18 protein-coding genes are annotated in these 17985 nt (G+C 67.4%); 13 read left to right on the top strand and 5 right to left on the bottom strand.

What is annotated here, in order from left to right; translation table 11 throughout:
- Positions 1-9 precede the first annotated feature (9 nt).
- From V3G39_16235 to tsaD, 8 genes are all read left to right on the top strand, one after another.
- Entirely contained in the window at positions 10-1560 is a 1551-nt protein-coding gene (locus tag V3G39_16235) for an NAD(P)H-hydrate dehydratase (protein XAS76176.1), read from the top strand.
- Positions 1557-3011: a hypothetical protein gene (locus V3G39_16230; GenBank protein XAS76175.1), complete on the top strand. Its 1455-nt coding sequence runs from the start codon at positions 1557-1559 to the stop codon at positions 3009-3011. The genes V3G39_16235 and V3G39_16230 overlap by 4 nt, the downstream gene beginning before the upstream one ends.
- Positions 3012-3202: 191 nt before the next feature.
- Positions 3203-4360 carry an alanine racemase gene (alr, locus tag V3G39_16225; GenBank protein ID XAS76174.1) on the top strand — a complete coding sequence of 386 codons (1158 nt, stop codon included), beginning with the start codon at positions 3203-3205 and terminating at the stop codon, positions 4358-4360.
- Positions 4360-5544: an alpha/beta hydrolase gene (locus V3G39_16220; protein ID XAS76173.1), complete on the top strand. Its 1185-nt coding sequence runs from the start codon at positions 4360-4362 to the stop codon at positions 5542-5544. Before alr ends, V3G39_16220 begins: the two co-directional genes overlap by 1 nt.
- Positions 5541-6011 carry a tRNA (adenosine(37)-N6)-threonylcarbamoyltransferase complex ATPase subunit type 1 TsaE gene (gene tsaE / locus V3G39_16215; protein ID XAS76172.1) on the top strand — a complete coding sequence of 157 codons (471 nt, stop codon included), beginning with the start codon at positions 5541-5543 and terminating at the stop codon, positions 6009-6011. The genes V3G39_16220 and tsaE overlap by 4 nt, the downstream gene beginning before the upstream one ends.
- Positions 6008-6697 carry a tRNA (adenosine(37)-N6)-threonylcarbamoyltransferase complex dimerization subunit type 1 TsaB gene (gene tsaB / locus V3G39_16210; protein ID XAS76171.1) on the top strand — a complete coding sequence of 230 codons (690 nt, stop codon included), beginning with the start codon at positions 6008-6010 and terminating at the stop codon, positions 6695-6697. Before tsaE ends, tsaB begins: the two co-directional genes overlap by 4 nt.
- Positions 6694-7176: a ribosomal protein S18-alanine N-acetyltransferase gene (gene rimI / locus V3G39_16205; protein ID XAS76170.1), complete on the top strand. Its 483-nt coding sequence runs from the start codon at positions 6694-6696 to the stop codon at positions 7174-7176. The genes tsaB and rimI overlap by 4 nt, the downstream gene beginning before the upstream one ends.
- Positions 7166-8218 (top strand): tRNA (adenosine(37)-N6)-threonylcarbamoyltransferase complex transferase subunit TsaD, encoded by a 1053-nt coding sequence (gene tsaD / locus V3G39_16200; GenBank protein XAS76169.1) that lies wholly within the window; start codon positions 7166-7168, stop codon positions 8216-8218. Before rimI ends, tsaD begins: the two co-directional genes overlap by 11 nt.
- A 5-nt stretch (positions 8219-8223) precedes the next feature.
- Here tsaD and V3G39_16195 read toward each other — a convergent pair whose 3' ends face one another.
- Both V3G39_16195 and V3G39_16190 read right to left on the bottom strand, forming a co-directional pair.
- Positions 8224-9396, bottom strand: coding sequence for an MFS transporter (locus tag V3G39_16195; GenBank protein ID XAS76168.1), 1173 nt, complete (start codon positions 9394-9396; stop codon positions 8224-8226).
- 75 nt (positions 9397-9471) lie between these two features.
- Entirely contained in the window at positions 9472-10491 is a 1020-nt protein-coding gene (locus tag V3G39_16190) for a glycoside hydrolase family 3 N-terminal domain-containing protein (protein ID XAS76167.1), read from the bottom strand.
- 13 nt (positions 10492-10504) lie between these two features.
- Between V3G39_16190 and V3G39_16185 the strand changes: the two genes are divergently transcribed.
- Positions 10505-10717 (top strand): hypothetical protein, encoded by a 213-nt coding sequence (locus V3G39_16185; GenBank protein ID XAS76166.1) that lies wholly within the window; start codon positions 10505-10507, stop codon positions 10715-10717.
- 10 nt (positions 10718-10727) lie between these two features.
- Here V3G39_16185 and V3G39_16180 read toward each other — a convergent pair whose 3' ends face one another.
- Positions 10728-11951 carry a class I SAM-dependent methyltransferase gene (locus V3G39_16180; protein XAS76165.1) on the bottom strand — a complete coding sequence of 408 codons (1224 nt, stop codon included), beginning with the start codon at positions 11949-11951 and terminating at the stop codon, positions 10728-10730.
- Positions 11952-12190: 239 nt separating this feature from the next.
- On the opposite strand from V3G39_16180, the gene groES reads away from it, so the two are divergent.
- Positions 12191-12484, top strand: a complete 294-nt coding sequence (gene groES, locus V3G39_16175) for a co-chaperone GroES (protein ID XAS76164.1) — start codon at positions 12191-12193, stop codon at positions 12482-12484.
- A gap of 119 nt (positions 12485-12603) precedes the next feature.
- Positions 12604-14214 carry a chaperonin GroEL gene (gene groL / locus V3G39_16170; GenBank protein ID XAS76163.1) on the top strand — a complete coding sequence of 537 codons (1611 nt, stop codon included), beginning with the start codon at positions 12604-12606 and terminating at the stop codon, positions 14212-14214.
- A 190-nt stretch (positions 14215-14404) separates the two neighbouring features.
- Here groL and V3G39_16165 read toward each other — a convergent pair whose 3' ends face one another.
- The gene (locus V3G39_16165) at positions 14405-14647 is read right to left on the bottom strand and encodes an RNA-binding S4 domain-containing protein (GenBank protein ID XAS76162.1); all 243 of its coding nucleotides are present in this window, start codon (positions 14645-14647) and stop codon (positions 14405-14407) included.
- 110 nt (positions 14648-14757) lie between these two features.
- Here V3G39_16165 and shbA point away from each other — a divergent pair, with 110 nt between their 5' ends.
- Positions 14758-15453, top strand: coding sequence for an RNA polymerase sigma factor ShbA (shbA, locus tag V3G39_16160; GenBank protein ID XAS76161.1), 696 nt, complete (start codon positions 14758-14760; stop codon positions 15451-15453).
- Between the two features lie 535 nt (positions 15454-15988).
- Here the strand turns inward: shbA and V3G39_16155 are convergent.
- Entirely contained in the window at positions 15989-16420 is a 432-nt protein-coding gene (locus V3G39_16155; protein ID XAS76160.1) for a hypothetical protein, read from the bottom strand.
- 24 nt (positions 16421-16444) lie between these two features.
- On the opposite strand from V3G39_16155, the gene guaB reads away from it, so the two are divergent.
- The gene (gene guaB / locus V3G39_16150; protein ID XAS76159.1) at positions 16445-17971 is read left to right on the top strand and encodes an IMP dehydrogenase; all 1527 of its coding nucleotides are present in this window, start codon (positions 16445-16447) and stop codon (positions 17969-17971) included.
- Positions 17972-17985 lie beyond the last annotated feature (14 nt).

The following is a 17985-nucleotide window of genomic DNA, read 5'->3' as shown; positions in this document are numbered from 1 at the left end:
GATGCAGGCATGATGCGTGCCTATTCAGTGGATGACGTTCGGACTGCCGAGGAGGCGGCCATGCACGATCAGGCCGACGGAGAGCTGATGGCGCTCGCTGCCGCGGGGCTCGCGCAGGTCGCCGGCTTGCGGTTGGGCGACGGCGTGCGGGTAGCGGTGCTCGTCGGTGCCGGAAACAACGGCGGTGATGCGCTCTTCGCCGCCGCACGCCTCGCGTCCGCAGGGCACAACGTCGCTGTGGTGCGGACCGCGGCCAGCGTGCACCAGGGGGGGCTGGACGCGGCCGTGTCAGCGGGTGCCATCGATCTGCAGTGGAGCGGTGGGGGTGTTTCCGATGACGTTCGCGATGCGCTCTCGGACGCCGATCTGGTCATCGACGGGATTTTCGGCATCGGTGGTCGGCCCGGACTTCCGGCGCACCTGGTCGGGCTCCGGGAACGGTGCGCGGCCGGTGCCTACGTCATCGCCGTGGACCTGCCGTCCGGGTGCGATCCCGCCGGGCTGGTCGATTCCGATCGGTTCGCCGCGGACGAAACCGTCACGTTCGGGATGCTCAAGCCCGTGCATCTGCTCCCTGCGACTCAGGAGGCGTGCGGTCTGCTCACCGTCATCGATATCGGGCTCACCGAGCCGGTCGCGCCGGTTGTCGAGCGGCTGACCCACCAGGACGGCGCCGAACTGTGGCCTGTCCCAGGCCGCGACGACGACAAGTACTCCAGGGGTGTCCTGGGCATCATCGCCGGCGGGGAGCATTACACGGGAGCTGCCGTGATGGCGGTCACCGCAGCAGTCACGGCGGGGGCCGGGATGGTGCGGTACATCGGGCCCGATGCTCCCACCGGGCTGCTGCGCCAGCTGGTACCCGAAGCGGTCTTCGGTGTGGGCCGGGTGCAGGCGTGGTCCATCGGGTCCGGGATGGAGCCGAATGATGCGTCGCAGGAGCAGCTGGACACCGCACGTGAGGCCATTGCATCCGACCTTCCTGTGCTGCTGGACGCGGGCGGCCTGGACCTGCTCGAGGCTCCACGCAGCGCGCCGACGCTGCTCACGCCGCACGCCGGGGAGTTGCTGAGGCTCGCGCGCCGCCTGCACCTGAGGCCGACGGGCCACCTGGGCGATGACGGCGAACTCGCGGACGACGCGGTGCGCCGAGCTCCGGTACAGATCGCGCAACTCGTTGCCGATCACCTCGGGGTCACAGTGCTCCTCAAGGGCAGCACCACGATTGTCGTGCCACCGGCGGGTGCGGGGCTGCCCATCCGCAGCCAGAGTGACGCTCCGAGCTGGCTCGCGACCGCCGGGTCTGGAGACGTGCTCGCCGGGCTCGCCGGCATGTTGCTCGCCGCTGGTCTGCCGCCATTGGACGCCGGGAGCCTCGCGGCACTCGTGCACGGGGTCGCGGGGGATCGGGCGAACCCGGACGGCCCGCTGCGCGCGCTGGACATCGCGCACGAGGTGGGGGCAACCGTGGCCTATCTGCTGAGAACAGCCCGAACCACCCAGCTGGCACAGGTCGATATTTCCGATGACGCGTCGCGGTCTGGTTCGCTGGACGGATGAACACCGACCTACGGATCGACCTGCCGCAGGTCGACGGGACCCGCAGTAGCTCTGCCTTCGGTCGGGCGGTCGTCGGTGACGCCCTGCGAACTGCCGATCCCGTCGGCGCGGCAGCCGTGGAGCGTGAGACGAACTGGCGCAGCGGCTATCTCACCCATTTCAAACGACTGATCGAGGCCGAGGTCGCTGACGCTGCGGCCGCGGCGTCCATTGCCCGCGACGGCCTCACGTCGGTGCATCACCGCATGGTCGCCGAGCGCGGTAGCGACCGCCGGAGTCTCGGAACGCTGCTCGATGCACCGGTATCGGCGCCGTCCGATGCGGCGCTGACGTCGCAGACCGTCCGCGGTGCGGCTGCCGCCGAGACGGAGCTGACACTGCCGTACGAGGGCCGTCGACTGCGCGGGCAGGAGTTACGTGATCAGCTCGACACGTGGGCGGTCAACGGGGTGTTGGAGCCCGGTGCGCAACAGGCCATCGCGCGGGTGATCGACCACCCGGAGTGGCTTTCGATGCCCGGTAGATCGCTCGTCGCGCTCGGCGCCAGCTCCGAGATGGGCCCGTTGCGCTCGATTCTGCGGTGGGGCGGGCACGTGGTCGCCGTCGACCTACCTCGACCTGGGGTGTGGCGCGACGTGCTGAGCCTCGCATCCGAATCGGCGGGCACCCTGACGTACCCGGTCAGCACCGCAGATTCGGGCAGCACCGGGGCTGATCTGCTGCACGATCTGCCGGAGGTGACCCGTTGGATCGCCGAGCAGGACGGACATCTGGTGCTCGGTAACTATCTGTATGCCGACGGGGTGGTCAATCTGCGCCTGTCTGCGGCGGCCGACGCGCTGACCGCCCACCTGCAGCAGACCAGGGGCGATCTGTCGATGGGATGGCTGGCCACCCCGACCGACAGCTTCGCGGTACCGGGCGCCGCCGTGGACGCGGCGACATCGGAATACGAGCGACGTACCGCGTTACGCAGGTTGCGCCCGGTCGTACGCGCCGCGTCGCGGGGGCGCCTGCTGCAACGCAACTACGCACCGGGGGAGAACCCCGGAATCAACGACAGCATTGTGCTGCAGCAGGGGCCGAACTATCTGCTCGCCAAGAGGGTGCACCGCTGGCGCGCGACCGCAGCACGTGCAGACGGGGTCCTCGTGTCGATGAACGTCGCGCCGCCGACCCGCACCCGTTCGGTCCTGAAGAACCGGCTCCTCGCGGCCGCGTACGCCGGAGCGCACCGCTTCGGGATCCATGTCTTCGCGCCGTCCACCAGCGCCACCCTGATGGCCGCACTCCTGGTGCATGACCTGTACGCCGAGCCGGCACCGCAGGACACCGCGTGGGGTGAGGAAGCCGTCCGATCCGTGCACGGCGGGCTGTGGCGCACCGGTTATGACCCGCGCAGCGCCCTCGGTATCGCGATGGTCCTCGGCCTGGGTAGCGGTCGCGGCTAGTCATATTGCCGAGGGCAGAGCGCTCGTGCGGTGCGTGCAGGGTTCCTCGACGCCACCCTGGGCCGGTCCCTGGATGGCCGTGTCAATCGCGCACACATCCACCACGAAAGTGGTGGCGGCCGCGGCCGGCAGCCGCACTCGCGGACTCGCCGCGCGCGAACCCTTGGCCCGGATGCCAAACTGGAGCGGCTATGAGCTTCCACGACACGGATCTGCCCGCCGGCGCGCCGGCCCGGTTGACCATTGATCTGACTGCCATCCGCGACAACGTCATCCGGTTGAAGGAACTCGCCGGTGCCGCCGAGGTGATGGCGGTGGTCAAGGGTGATGCCTACGGGCACGGTCTGGTGCCCAGCGCCCAGGCCGCCGTGCACGGCGGTGCGACCTGGTTGGGAGTCGCGCAGCTTGCTGAGGCCATTGCCCTGCGTGACGCTGGGATCGAGACTCGGGTGCTGTCCTGGCTGCATGCCCCCGGTCTCGACTTCACCCCGGGACTCGAACGTGACATCGACTTCGGCGTGCCGGCCGAGTGGGAGCTCACCGAACTGGCTGCTGCTGCCCGTCGGATCGGTCGCCCCGCGAGGGTTCAGCTGAAGGTGGACACCGGGTTGGCCCGTAATGGTGCGTACGGAGCGGATTGGCCGCGGCTGATCCAGGCTGCGCAGCCGCTCAGCGCCGAAGGCGTCATCGAGGTGGTCGGTGTGTTCACGCATTTCGCGTTTGCCGATTCTCCCGATCATCCGACAGTGCGCGCTCAGCAGGAGAAATTCGCGGACGCCGTACGCGACGTGGAGCGGGCCGGCTTCCCGATCGAGGTGCGCCACATGTCCAACTCCGCGGCGACGCTCACTCAGCCCAGCGCAGCCTGGGACATGGTGCGCCCGGGGCTCGCGGTGTACGGCCTCAGCCCCGTCCCGCAGCTCGGTGACCCGGCCTCGTTCGGGCTACGCCCGGCAATGACCGCCTCCGCGAATATCACTGTTGCCAAACGAATTCCGGCGGGTCAAGGCGTCAGTTATGGGCACACCTACGTGCCGGAGAAGGAAACGACGGTCGTCGACGTGCCCGCAGGGTATGCCGACGGCGTGCCACGCGCCGCCTCGAACGTGGGGCCGGTGCAGGTCGCAGGCGTGCGGCATGCGGTCAGCGGACGGGTATGCATGGACCAGTTCGTGGTGGATGTCGGTGACCAGCAGGTGCAGGCCGGTGATCGCGTCGTCCTGTTCGGTCCCGGCGACGGTGGCGAACCCACCGCGCAGGACTGGGCCGACGCGACCGACACGATCTCCTACGAGATCGTGACCCGGATGAGCAGCAGACTGCCGCGGATCTACGAAGGAGACATGTAGTGGGCGCCACGCGGTCGATCCTCGGGATCGGAGCCGGGTTGGTCGGTGCGGCGGCAGCGACAGCGGCCGGTATCACGGTGGACCGGCTCTGGCGGGCCCGGCAGACCGCGATCTCGCTGGGCACCGAGGGTGACTACGTCGATACACCCGACATCGAGCAGGTGGTCATCTCCGAAGACGGTGTCCCATTGCACGTCGAGGTCGACGAGTCCACCTGGCACGCGAACAAACCTACGGTCGTGCTGTGTCATGGATACACGCACAATCTCACTCTCTGGGTTTTCCAACGTCGGATGCTGCGTGCCGCCGGTTACCGCGTGGTCCTGTGGGACCTTCGTGGACACGGACGCAGCGAGGAGGCTGACGAATCGACCTACACCGTCGGCCAACTCGGGCGCGACCTGGCGCGGGTCATCGAGGAGACCACGCCGTCCGGACCACTGGTGCTTGTCGGGCACTCCATGGGTGGGATGGCGGTGATGTCGTTCGCGCGGCAGTATCCGAAAGTGCTGCACGAACGGGTGATCGGTGCGGCATTCATCTCCAGTAGTGCAGGCAACCTCGCAAGTGAGAATTTCGGCCTGGGTCGTCAACTGGGTGCCATCGTGCACCGCCTGGGCCCGGCCGCGATGCTGCAGTTGACCGATCAGGAGGCGCTGGTCACGTCGACCCGGCACGCCGGTAGGGACGTCGAGGCGTTCCTGGTGCACCGGTGGTCGTTCGCCTCCGATGTGCCGATGTCGATCGTCCGGTTGGTGGCCGACATGATCTTCGCGACCAAGATGCCGACCATCTCAGCCTATCTCGGATCGTTGATGTTGCACGACGAGCGTCAGGCGCTGAAAGAGTTCATCGGCATCGAGACGCTCGTCCTGTGCGGTGACCGGGACCGGATCACGCCCGCGGTGCACTCCGAAGCAATAGTCGACGCGATGCCGGGCACCGAGTTCGTCCTGATCCACGACGCAGGCCATGTGCTGCCACTGGAATACCCCGATCTGGTCAACGAACATCTGTTGACGATGCTCGATCGTGCCTGTCGGGCGCTGGGCGACGGCGCAACACCGGATGCGCCCAAGCGCAAGCACAGTAGCGAATCCCGGGCTCATCGGGCGCCTCGCGTCGCCAAGCGCGTGACGGTACCCGCGCGTCGGCCGCGCAAGGCCGGGCGCTCCACCTCATGACAGCGGTGACCGATGTGGCCCGGTGGACCTTCCTCGACCCGGAGGCTCTGCAGGAGTGGGGCGCCCGTCTGGGGATGCTGCTGGACGGTGGCGACCTGATCATCCTCACCGGCGGCCTCGGCGCTGGCAAGACGACCTTGACGCAAGGCATTGCGCGCGGGTTGCAGGTGCGGGGCCCGATCACGTCTCCGACCTTCGTCATCGCGCGCACCCATCCATCTCTCGTGGACGGGCCGCCTTTGGTACATGTGGACGCATACCGTCTCAGTGATGCAGCGGAGCTGGACGATCTCGACCTGGACACCAGACTGGAGGACGCAGTGACCGTCGTGGAATGGGGCGAGGGACTGGCTGAGCGACTCGCTGACGAGCGGTTGGAACTGCAACTGGCAGGAGATGAGATCCGCACCGTGACGGGTCGCGCTCTCGGCGACCGATTCGAGCAGCTGCTGGCGGAACTGTCGTGACGGGTGTGCTGCTCGCTCTGGACACGGCGACGTCGGCGGTGACGGCTGCGGTCCACGACGGCACGCGCGTACTTGCGAAGGAGTCAATTCCTGAAGCCCGGCGGCACGCCGAGACTCTCGCCCCCACCATCGACCTGGTGATGAAGCGGGCGGGCCTGGCCCCGTCGGACCTGAGCGGTGTCGCGGTCGGTGTCGGGCCGGGCCCGTTCACCGGGTTGCGGGTAGGCCTGGTGACGGCCACCACCCTCGGATTCGTCCTGGACATTCCGGTGTACGGCGTATGCAGCCTGGACGCCATCGCGTACGAAGTGGCCGTAGCAGGCAGCTGTGAGGAGTTCCTCGTCGCCACCGATGCCCGTCGCAAGGAGGTCTACTGGGCGCGTTACACCGCCGTCGCGGGTGGCGTACACCGGCACGGTGAACCCGCCGTCGCCACAGCGGATTCGCTCGACCGGGACATGCGGGACCTACCGGTGGCCGGCCGCGGTCCACTGCTGTATCCGCAGAGCTTCCCGCAGGTCATCGAGGTGGCCGACGTGGATGCCGGCCTGCTCGGTGCGCTCGTCGTGGCACGACGACGCGACGGCGGTGAGCTGTTGCAGCCGCGACCGATGTATCTGCGTCAGCCCGATGCCCAACCCTCGGTCGCCCGGAAGGCAGTGCATACGAAGTCGGTGCCGTCGTGATCGAGCTGACGCAGCTGCGATGGCCCGATATCGACACGCTGGTGACTCTCGAGCAGCAGCTTTTCGAGCACGACGCGTGGAGTGCAGGCGCGTGGTGGAGCGAGCTCGCAGCACGACCCCAGCGCATCTACAGGGTTGCCCGCGACGGCGGCGAGATCGTCGGCTACGCAGGGTTGTCCGTCGCGGGCGACGTTGCGGACGTGATGACGATCGGGGTGGATCGGGCGGCGCAGGGGCGCGGCGTGGGTCAGCTGCTGCTGCGCGACCTGTTGTCACTGGCAGGGGCGGCGCGAGCGGAAGTCGTGCTGCTGGAGGTACGCGCAGACAACGAGTCCGCGCGCCGACTTTACGGTCGGCATGGTTTCGAACAGATCGGTATCCGGCGGCGCTACTACCAACCCGGCGATATCGACGCATTCGTCCTACGCCGGCTGCTCAACAACTCTCCCGCCGAACAGGACGTGTGCGATGTCGACTGAGGATCCACTGGTGCTCGGGGTGGAGAGCTCGTGCGATGAGACCGGTGTTGCATTCGTGCGGGGTACGACGTTGATCGGCGATGCCCTCGCCAGCAGCGTGGAGCAGCACGCCCGTTTCGGCGGGGTGGTGCCGGAGGTTGCCAGCCGGGCCCACCTGGAGGCCATGCTTCCGACCCTGCAACGGGCCTGTACGGAAGCCGGGGTCTCGTTGGCGCAGGTGGACGCCGTTGCCGTGACGTCCGGTCCCGGTCTCGCTGGCGCCTTGATGGTGGGTGTCGGCGCAGCCAAGGCCATTGCATGGGCGCTCGGTAAACCGCTGTACGGCGTGAACCACCTGTGCGCCCACGTCTGCGCCGACGTGCTCGACCACGGTCCGCTTCCTGAGCCGACAGTGGCCCTGCTGGTGTCGGGCGGGCACACCAACCTGCTGCTCGTGCGCGATATCGCCAGCGACGTGCAGTCCCTCGGCGCGACAATGGATGACGCGGCGGGTGAGGCGTTCGACAAGGTGGCCCGGCTGTTGGGCCTGCCGTACCCGGGTGGCCCGAGTATCGATGCGATCGCCCGGGACGGCGACCCGAAGGCAATTGCGTTCCCGAGGGGGCTGAGCGCGAACAAGGACCTGGCCCAGCACCGTTTCGACTTCTCCTTCTCCGGCCTGAAGAGTGCGGTGGTGCGCTGGGTGCAGGAATGCGAGCGTGCGGGCCGGGTGATTCCGGTGGCCGATGTCGCGGCGAGTTTCAACGAAGCCGTGGCGGACGTTCTGACCCGCAAAGCCATCGACGCGTGCCGCGAATACGGCATCGACGACCTGCAGATCGGCGGGGGTGTGACGGCCAACAGCAGGCTGCGGGCTCTTGCCCAGCAGCGGTGCGCTGACGCGGGTATCGCGTTGCGGGTCCCACGGGTGCGACTGTGCACCGATAACGGCGCGATGGTCGCAGCGCTCGGCGCGCAGATGGTCGCTCGCGGACTACCGCCGAGTTCCTTGGACCTACCGCCGGATTCCTCGATGCCCGTCGAGCTGGTGCAGGCCCGCTGAGCTGGTCAGCCGCGACCGCGAGGGCGCGCCTTGGTGGTCGTGAGGGCGTTGCGGACGATGACCGGGCAGACCAGCAGTGGTGCGCCGATGAGGGCCCCGATGATCCAGAATCCGTAATCGGCGAGGGCGTGCAATCCGAGCCAGGAGGCGATGAGCACGCCGATGACGATCGAGGCATCCGACATCGGACTCATCAGCGAGAAGTAGCGGCCGATCTCCTTGGGGCGCAGCCTGTCCTGCACCCGGATGAAGTAGAGCGTCGTGGTGAAGCCCTCGAGCACACCGGCGATCACCAGCAGTGGGAGGTACAGCGACAGGGAACTCACGAAACCCAGCGCCACCCAGACGAGCATCTCTACGCAGGTTTGCAGGACGAATTGCCGGTCGATGTGCTCGATGTCGACCCGCGGTGCGATGAGACCACCCACGATTCCACCCACTGCCATGGCACCGACCAGGATGCCCAGCCGGTTTTCGCTGCTGGCCAGAGTGACGATCAACGCGGCCGGGAACAATAACCGGCGGATCCCGACACCGATCAGATAGATGAAGCCGGAGAGGCTGTATTCCCAGATCACCCGGTCACGGGTCATCAACTGCCAGGCCCGTCGGTACACCCCGCGCAACCCGCCCGCAGTGGGTGTGCCACGGTCGGATGCGCGTGGCTGCAGACCCAGCAGAGTCACAACGGCGACCAGCGCGAGGAAGAACTCCAGGACGAATGCCGCCTGCACGCCGATCATGACTGCGATGGTGGTCGCGATGAGAGGGCCCAGCACCAGCCCGAGGCGCTCTGCAGCAACGATGGCACCGGTCGAGGACCGCAGCCGGTCAGGGGTCAAGACCGATGCGCGCAGCGACATACGTGCTGGCGTGCCGATCACACCGGCAAGCCCGACGAGCAGAGATACGAGTTGCGCCTGCCACGACTGGGTGACCAGGAGGTATCCCAGGACGGCGACGCCGACCCCGATGGATCCCGTCATCGCAGCCAGTTTGGGATTGACCCGAGCGACCATCTCGCCGGCAACGGGGCCCAGCAGCAGATTCGGCAGAAGTTGCAGAACGAGCGCGAGACCTGAGGATGCGCCGACGCCGAAACGCTGCACCAGGAAGATCGTGCTCGCAGTCGCCGTGATCGAGGAACCCAGATAGGTGCAGAACAGACTGGCAAGCATACGCGTTTCCTGCACACCACCGGCCCGGTGGCGAACGCTCATGATGATCCCCGACCGGCAGGTAGCCGCGACATCTCAGCCGCAGCGCACCAATCCGAGACTCGCCTTGAGCGTCATCACCCGTTGCACGGCGCCCGCGACGACCCTCGCGAAGGCCGGGTCGGAAGCCATCCGGGCGAGCAGCCCGCGGGTCAGGCCCGGTACGAGTCTGTCGGTCGCCGTCAGCAGCAGGTCGCCCCCGGCCCCGACGAAGCGCACCGCGCGTTCTTGCACAGGCGTCGAGGCCAGCGCCGGGGTGTTCAGGTCATCGGAGATGACCACACCCTTGAAGCCCATCTTCTGGCGCAGCAGACCCGTGATGATGGGCGCAGAGAAGGTCGCCGGATGCTTCGGGTCCAGCTTCGGATAGCGCGCCGAGGAGATCATGACGAGCCCGGCGCCCGCGCGGATGCCCGCACCGAAAGGAGTCAGGTACGGATCGTCGGGACCGGTCGTCGAGTCGGTGATTCCGCTGGAGCTGTAGTCGGTGTTCTTGGCGATGCGACCGATTCCGGGGAAGTGTTTGAGCGTGGCTGCGAGGCCGGACGAGTCGAAGCCGTGAACCACGTCCGACACCGCGGCAGCGACCTTCGTCGGGTCGTTGCCGTACTCGCGATCGAATGCGCCGATCGGTCCGTTGTCTTTGCCGAGGGCAGCGGGCACGGTGTCAGCAACCGGCGCGAGATCGACATTCAGGCCGGCAGCTCGCAGTTGCCTGCCCATCGACGCGGCGTAGGCCCTGCGGGCGCTCGGTGTCAGCTGACCCTGCCGGACTGCGGAAACGGTCGAGGTGAACCCGTTGCCGCGTAGCTGCCGGACCTGCCCGCCTTCCTGATCTGCTGCCAGCAGCAGGCCGGGGGAGCCTGCCTGTCGGGTCTGCCCCTGCAGGGAATCGGCGGCCGCCTGCACGGCGGCTGCCCCCTCCCAGCCGCCCGCGTAGTAGGCGGAGCCGACATAGTGGTCCCGGAGGGAAGCCCGCACCGCGGCGATGTCATCGGCGCCGCCCTGAGTCATCCCGACCATGATCAGTTGGCCTGCGCGTTGGGCAGGTGTCATCGCCGCGACCGCCGTGTCCACGCAGTTTGGCGAGGCCTTCGACGACGGCGGAACCGGCCGGGAGGACGTCGAGGTGGAGGGTGTGGACGTGGGGGGTGCAGACGTGGAGGATGCGGACGCTGCCGCGCTGCGTGAGGGCGAGGTAGAGGAAGCGGCGGAGCTCGCAGACCCCGCAGAACAGGCGCTGAGCGCAAGCGCGAGCGGCAATCCGAGCGCGGTCGGATAGCGGCGATGTGTCACAGCGGCACCACCACGAGCACCACCTGGGCGCCGCCGATGCGGGTAATCACGATGGTCGTCTCCTGGTCGCCGGTGAGTCTCAATTGTCGACGCAGCAGCTCCGCATCCACGGACACTCCACGCTTTTTGATGGTCAGGGTGCCGGTCCGACGGTCCCGCAACATCGCGCGGAGGGCTTTGACGTTGTAGGGCACGGCGTCGCTGATGGCATATTTGCGGGCCCACGGCACGTGTACGTCGGCCAGGCCGGTCACATAACCGACACCAGGGGACAGCTCCCTGCCGTCGGCGGTATTGATGAGCGCGCCGACCAGGCCGGCTCGGATGACCGCACGGTCCGGCTCGTAGAGGTAGGGGCCCAGCCGGTGCAGCTGGGCCGGTAACGGCGCAGCGCCCGCCGCGTCCTGCTGTGTCACCAGGCTGGCTCGTCCGGCCCGCATGACCAGCGCCGTACGCCCGGCGTTCTGCACGGTGTCGCCGGCCCACAGGGTGCACTCCAGCACCTCCCCGTCGACCGAGGACCACTGCGCCTCCATGCCGAGCGGTATCTGGGAGTGCGGGAAGGCCGGGCTGAGTTTGGCGCCACCGGCCGGGGTGCGGGTGAGGTAGCTGCGCACCGAATCCCAGGACGGGCTGATGTCGGCCAGCCTGAAAAGCCGCCTGCTGTGGCCCTGCGCGTCGGCGACACCGGGCAACCGGCGCGCGGGGTCCAGCCATACCCCGCAGTGACGCGCGGCGTCGCCGGTCGCGATGGCGACATCTTCGGCGCGTCCGTGATGTGCCTGGGCGTGTGACCAGTGCCGCAGGTTGACCGCCGCGATGGCGGCGGTGGCCTCATCCGAATCGACGGCCTGCAGGTGGATGCCCGCAGCTGCCAGCGCCATGGCATCGGCGCCGATGCCGCAACCGAGGTCGTAGACAGTGCGCGCACCGGCATCCAGGAAGCGCCCCGCGTGCCGCTCGGCGACAGGTCGGCGGGTGGCCTGCTCCAGGCCGTCGCGGGTGAAGAGCATGTCTGCGGCAGCTGGGCCGAACTTGACCTCTGCGCGAGCGCGCAGCTCGGACTGGGTGAGGGCGGCCGCTATCAGTTCTGGGGCGAATCCCTCCCCGCGCAGCCTGGTCGCGAGGGACATCGCCTGGCTCGCGTCGTACGGCGGCAGCGACTGCAGCAGTCCCCATCCTTCACCGGAAGCCAGTCGGTGCACGAGGTCCGCATCCATGGCATTCATTGTGGCGCACCGAATGTCGGTGCCCGATCGGATGAAGTCGTTGGCACTCGAGTTGCATGAGTGCTAACTGCGGCATAGATTCATTCCTGGCACTCAACCTGGGACAGTGCCAGTGTCAACACCGAGGTCGACCCCCGCGACGGCGGCCTCACCACCCGTTGACACCGGCAATGTTTTTTCCAGGACCACAACTCCCTGCCATCGGCAGGCCATCAAGGAAGGTCACCACCGTGTCGGTCAACATCATGCCGCTCGAAGACCGCGTCGTCGTCAAGTCGATCGAAGCCGAGCAGACCACCGCTTCCGGTCTGGTCATCCCGGACACCGCCAAGGAAAAGCCCCAGGAGGGCGAGGTTCTGGCCGTCGGCCCCGGTCGTATCGACGACAACGGCAACCGCGTTCCGCTGGACGTCTCCGTCGGCGACAAGGTCATCTACAGCAAGTACGGCGGCACCGAGGTGAAGTACTCCGGCGAGGAGCTGCTCATCCTCTCGGCTCGCGACATTCTCGCGGTCGTCAAGTAACACCCCCCGCTTTCGGTACGAACGCACGCCCCGGCGCTGGGCCCATGCCGGGCACCTCGCCGGGGCGTCGTCGTACCCCTTGCACCATCCTTCGCACTTCGAACACGTAAGGACCACATATGTCCAAGACGCTGGAGTTCAACGACTCAGCCCGCAAGTCCCTGGAGCGCGGCGTTGACGCGCTCGCCAACGCCGTCAAGGTGACGCTCGGCCCGAAGGGTCGCAACGTCGTCATCGACAAGAAGTGGGGTGCGCCGACCATCACGAACGATGGTGTGACGATCGCCCGCGAGGTCGAGCTGGAGGACCCGTACGAGAACCTCGGCGCGCAGCTGGCCAAAGAGGTCGCCACCAAGACCAACGACGTCGCCGGTGACGGCACCACCACCGCCACGGTGCTCGCTCAGGCCATGGTCAAGGAAGGCCTGCGCAACGTCGCAGCCGGAGCCGCCCCGTCCGCTCTGAAGCGCGGTATGGACCAGGCCGTCAGTGCTATCAACGACCGCCTGCTCGAAACCGCCCGTGAACTGGACGGCAAGGACGAGATCGCCCAGGTCGCCACCTTGTCCGCACAGGACAGCACCGTCGGTGAACTGATCGCTGAAGCCTTCGACAAGGTCGGCAAGGACGGTGTCATCACCGTCGAGGAGTCCTCGACGGCGATCACCGAGCTGGACTTCACCGAGGGCATGCAGTTCGACAAGGGCTACATCAGCCCCTACTTCGTGTCCGACCCCGAGCGGATGGAAGCCGTCCTGGAGGACGCGTACGTCCTGATCAACCAGGGCAAGATCTCCTCGGTCTCAGACATCCTCCCGCTGCTGGAGAAGGTCGTCCAGGCCGGTAAGCCGCTGTTGATCATCGCCGAGGACATCGACGGTGAAGCGCTCTCGACCCTGGTGGTCAACAAGATCCGCGGCACGTTCAACGTCGTCGCCGTCAAGGCCCCCGGTTTCGGGGACCGTCGCAAGGCGATGCTGCAGGACATTGCGATCCTCACCGGTGGCCAGGTTGTCGCCGAAGAGATCGGTCTGAAGCTGGACCAGGTCGGCCTGGAGGTGCTGGGCCAGGCCCGTCGCACCGTGGTCACCAAGGACAACACGACGATCATCGAGGGTCAGGGCGACTCCGCTGACGTCGACGGCCGCGTCAACGAGCTCAAGGCCGAGATCGAGCGCAGCGACTCCGACTGGGACCGCGAGAAGTTGCAGGAGCGTCTCGCCAAGCTCGCCGGCGGCGTCTGCGTCATCAAGGTCGGCGCGCACACCGAGGTGGAGCTGAAGGAGAAGAAGCACCGCATCGAGGACGCGATTTCGGCGACCCGCGCTGCTATCGAAGAGGGCATCGTCGCCGGTGGTGGATCAGCATTGATCCACGCGTCAGCGGTGCTGGCCGACCTCACGCTGGAGGGTGACGAGGCCACCGGTGCAGCGATCATCGGCAAGGCAGTCGCCGAGCCGCTGCGTTGGATTGCTGAGAACGCCGGCCTCGAAGGCTACGTCGCGGTGTCCAAGGTCCGTGACCTCGAGCCGGGCAACGGCCTCAACGCCGCGACCGGTGAATACGGCAACCTGATCAAGGCCGGCGTCATCGACCCGGTCAAGGTCACCCGGTCCGCGCTGCGTAACGCCGCGTCGATCGCGTCGATGGTCCTGACCACCGACACGCTCGTGGTGGAGAAGAAGGAAGAAGAGGAGCCGGCTGCCGGTGGCCACGGCCACTCGCACTGAGTCTCCCGACTGAAAGAGGCCCCCGACCGTAGTTGCGGTCGGGGGCCTTTTCGCGTCCGCGTATCAACCCCTCTCCCGCGTCCTCATTTACCGCGTTCTCGCGTTCTGGTCGCCAGCGACGCAAACGTGAGTCGGATGGCGCTTTTCCGGTCGTTTCTGGTCGCCGGCGACGCAAACGTGGGGAACCCGGTCAGGCCGTCGTGGCGCGGACAACCTGCATCTCCTGATCGCCCAGACGCACGACCGCGCCCACCGGGATGTTTGCCGCCCGACGCGTCTCGACCTCGCCGTTGACCAGGACTTCGCCGCCCTGGATCACTTCGCGTGCCTGCCCGCCGTCCTCGACGACGCCCGCAAGTTTGAGCAGTTGCCCCAGCCGGATGGCGTCATCACGGATGGCTATCGGCTCAGGGGAGGTTGTCATACCGGCCATGTTGGCACCCGGTGGTCTAGGCGTCCGAGATGGGGCATGGTTGACGCCTGAGGGGTGGCCGTGTCTACGGTGGAGACCCGGCGGGAGATTCCGGTCGACTCGGAGGGTCCATGAGTTTCGGTGAAGTACACGCGGCGCCGCGCCGACGATGGGTGCCCGAATCCGTCACCGGTGCTGCCCTGGAGCGCGAAGGCAGCGGTGGCGTAACGAAACCGACGGTTCCTTCGATGGAACCGGCAGACGCGCAGATTTCCCTGCGCGAGATGGTGAGCAGATTCTGCAGTGGGGATGCAGATGTCACCGATTCGTTGATGGCAGCCGTCCACCAGATTGCTCTGCGCTATGCGCGCGGTCGCCTGGGGCGGCACTCGGCTGCCACTGATGCCGCTGCAGATGCAGCGCAGGAGGTGTGTGTGGCCGTGCTGACCGCGCTACCTCGTTATGTCGACCGCGGGCTGCCCTTCGAAGCCTTCGTCTATCGGATTGCCGCGAACAAGGTCGCCGACGTCCAACGATCGGTGATGCGTGGACCTCAGCCGGTCGCCGATATTCCGGAGTCCGTCGACAAGGCTCCGGGACCTGAAGCGGCTGCCTTGGCGGGCGAGCAGGCCGATCGGGTATGGGCACTGCTGGGCCGTCTGTCAGCACAGCACCGTGAAATCCTGACCTTGCGCGTTGCCGTCGGGATGAGCGCTGAGGAGACCGCGCGCGCTCTGGGGATGACTTCCGGTGCCGTGCGCGTGGCGCAACATCGTGCGTTGACGCGACTTCGCGCGATGTTGGATCCGAGCGGAGACCCGTCATGACGCCGCCGTCCATCAACCACATCCAGGGTGATGATGAGCTGCTGGACCAGCTCGGCAGTCGCTCAGCGTCCGGCACGTTCGGCAGCGACGAATTGAGCGGGCTGCTGGACTCCTGGGCGTGCGGGATCGACGAGGGCCTGATGGTCGAGCCGATGGTTGCGGACGAGAGTTCCAGCGCGGCTGTGTCATCCGATGCAACCATCGCGGCCGGTGGCGACGTCGACGTCCTCGGTGCGGGGACCGCCGACAAACCGGCCGGACGATACGCACGTCGGGGTCGAGTGGGTTTCCGCGCAGGAGCAGCTGCTGCGGTCCTGCTAGGTGCGTTGTCCGTGAGTGGTATGGCAGCCGCGATGACCAGCACCAACGTGCCCGTGCTGCGTCAGCTGGGGCAGGTGACCCGAGGTCTGGTCTTCGATTCCCCCGCCGCCTCGACCCAGCATCAGCACCCGTCGCCCGGTGCCCGGTTGCCCGCGGTGGCGGGTACGTCGTCGGCCGGCCCGACGGCTCCGCTCCTGCGCGCGGAAGCTGCCACTCAGTCGCCGTCGTCCATCTTCCGGCGTCCCTCGGTAACGATCCACCCGCGGCGGACGCGCACCTCGCCCGGATCGCCGACCTCGCCGGTCACCACCCCGCCGAAGTCGACCACCCCACCGAAGTCGACTCCGCCGAAGTCGACTCCGCCGAAGTCGACCCCACCGAAGTCGACTCCGCCGACGACGACCCCACCGACGACGACCCCACCGACGACGACCCCGCCGACAACCGTGCCGCCGACGTCGCCGATCTGGCGCCCGGATCCACCGATCCGCACGGTCAATCCGCCCGTACCGTCCCAACCCAGCGCAGGTCCTTCGGGGTCGACAACGACGCAGTCCCCGAGTGTCGCGACGTCCAGCAGCGACGCGTCTGGCTCGGGAACTGCTTCGTAGGGCATCGACCGGAGGCTGCGTCGCAGGTCACTCATGATGCCCCGCCTATGATTGCGCGCATGGTGCTGGCGCAATCGCAGGACAATTCGCTTCCGCCGATCTTCGGTCCGCTCGGCCTTACGTATGACGACGTGCTGCTGTTGCCGAACGAGACCGACGTCATTCCGAGCGAGGTCGACACGACCAGTGCGCTCACCAGGGGGATCAGCCTGAGGGTGCCGCTGGTGTCTGCGGCGATGGACACGGTCACCGAGTCCAGGATGGCCATCGCGATGGCGCGGCAGGGCGGCATCGGGGTGCTGCACCGTAATCTCTCGATCGCCGATCAGGCCGATCAGGTCGACCTCGTCAAACGCACCCAGACCGGGATCATCGACCGGCCGGTGACGATCGGCGCCGACGCCACCCTGGAGGAATTGGACGAGATCTGCGGTCGGTACCGCGTCTCAGGGCTGCCGGTCGTGGATTCGCAGAACCGGTTGATCGGCATCATCACCAACAGGGACCTGCGGTTCACCCCGCTGGCGGAGTGGGCGACCACGAAGGTCGACGACATCATGACCCGGCCGCCGTTGGTGACCGGCCCGACCGACATCGCCCGTGACGCCGCGGCCGATCTGCTGCGAGCGCACAAGCGGGAGCGGTTGCCCCTGGTCGACAGTGACGGCCGACTGACCGGGTTGATCACGGTCAAGGATTTCGTGAAGTCCGAGCAGTTCCCGCTGGCGTCCAACGACGAGCACGGTCGGTTGCTGGTGGCCGCGGCTATCGGGTACTTCGGGGACGCGTGGGAGCGGGCGACGACGTTGGTCGAGGCCGGCGTCGACGTGCTCGTCCCTGATGTGGCCAACGGCCATGCCCGGTTGATGCTGGACATGATCCGCAAGCTGAAATCGGACCCGGCTACCCGTCACGTGCAGATCCTGGGTGGCAACGTCGCGACGTACGAGGGCGCCAAAGCCCTGGTGGACGCAGGAGTGGACGGCGTCAAGGTGGGTGTCGGCCCAGGTTCGATCTGCACCACGCGGGTCGTCGCCGGTGTCGGCGTACCCCAGATCACTGCGGTGTACGACGCAGCGCGTGCCGCACGGCCGGCGGGCGTTCCGGTCATCGCCGACGGCGGCCTGCAGCATTCCGGCGATATCGCCAAGGCGCTGGTGGCGGGTGCGAGCGCGGTCATGGTGGGTTCGCTGCTGGCCGGGTGCGAGGAGAGTCCCGGGGAGTTGCAGCTGGTCAACGGCAAGCAGTTCAAGACCTACCGGGGGATGGGCTCACTGGGCGCGATGGCCTCGCGCGGTAAGAAGTCGTTCTCCAAGGACCGCTACTTCCAGGCCGACGTGACCAGCGACGACGAGATCGTGCCGGAGGGTATCGAGGGCCGAGTCGCCTACCGCGGGCCGTTGGGCGCCGTCACCCGTCAGCTCGTCGGTGGCCTGCACCAGTCGATGTTCTACGTGGGCGCTCGCACCATCCCTCAGTTGCAGGAGCGGGGTCGTTTCGTCCGAATAACAGCTGCCGGGCTGAAGGAAAGTCACCCACACGACATCCAGGGAATCGTCGAGGCGCCGAACTACACAACCCGCTGACGTGGCTGGCGGCT

This window comes from Dermatophilaceae bacterium Sec6.4 (genome assembly GCA_039636865.1).
GTDB lineage: Bacteria > Actinomycetota > Actinomycetes > Actinomycetales > Dermatophilaceae > Allobranchiibius.
This window is presented reverse-complemented; position numbering and strand designations above follow the sequence as displayed.

Coding starts and splice junctions, on each gene's coding strand:
- V3G39_16190 (XAS76167.1), bottom strand. CDS start 10,491: ATGACACCTGCCCAACGCGCAGGCCAACTGATCATGGTCGGGATGACT.
- guaB (XAS76159.1), top strand. CDS start 16,445: ATGGTGCTGGCGCAATCGCAGGACAATTCGCTTCCGCCGATCTTCGGT.
- tsaD (XAS76169.1), top strand. CDS start 7,166: ATGTCGACTGAGGATCCACTGGTGCTCGGGGTGGAGAGCTCGTGCGAT.
- tsaE (XAS76172.1), top strand. CDS start 5,541: ATGACAGCGGTGACCGATGTGGCCCGGTGGACCTTCCTCGACCCGGAG.
- alr (XAS76174.1), top strand. CDS start 3,203: ATGAGCTTCCACGACACGGATCTGCCCGCCGGCGCGCCGGCCCGGTTG.
- groL (XAS76163.1), top strand. CDS start 12,604: ATGTCCAAGACGCTGGAGTTCAACGACTCAGCCCGCAAGTCCCTGGAG.
- V3G39_16235 (XAS76176.1), top strand. CDS start 10: ATGATGCGTGCCTATTCAGTGGATGACGTTCGGACTGCCGAGGAGGCG.
- V3G39_16180 (XAS76165.1), bottom strand. CDS start 11,951: ATGGATGCGGACCTCGTGCACCGACTGGCTTCCGGTGAAGGATGGGGA.
- V3G39_16155 (XAS76160.1), bottom strand. CDS start 16,420: ATGAGTGACCTGCGACGCAGCCTCCGGTCGATGCCCTACGAAGCAGTT.
- shbA (XAS76161.1), top strand. CDS start 14,758: ATGAGTTTCGGTGAAGTACACGCGGCGCCGCGCCGACGATGGGTGCCC.
- V3G39_16230 (XAS76175.1), top strand. CDS start 1,557: ATGAACACCGACCTACGGATCGACCTGCCGCAGGTCGACGGGACCCGC.
- V3G39_16195 (XAS76168.1), bottom strand. CDS start 9,396: ATGCTTGCCAGTCTGTTCTGCACCTATCTGGGTTCCTCGATCACGGCG.
- V3G39_16165 (XAS76162.1), bottom strand. CDS start 14,647: ATGGCCGGTATGACAACCTCCCCTGAGCCGATAGCCATCCGTGATGAC.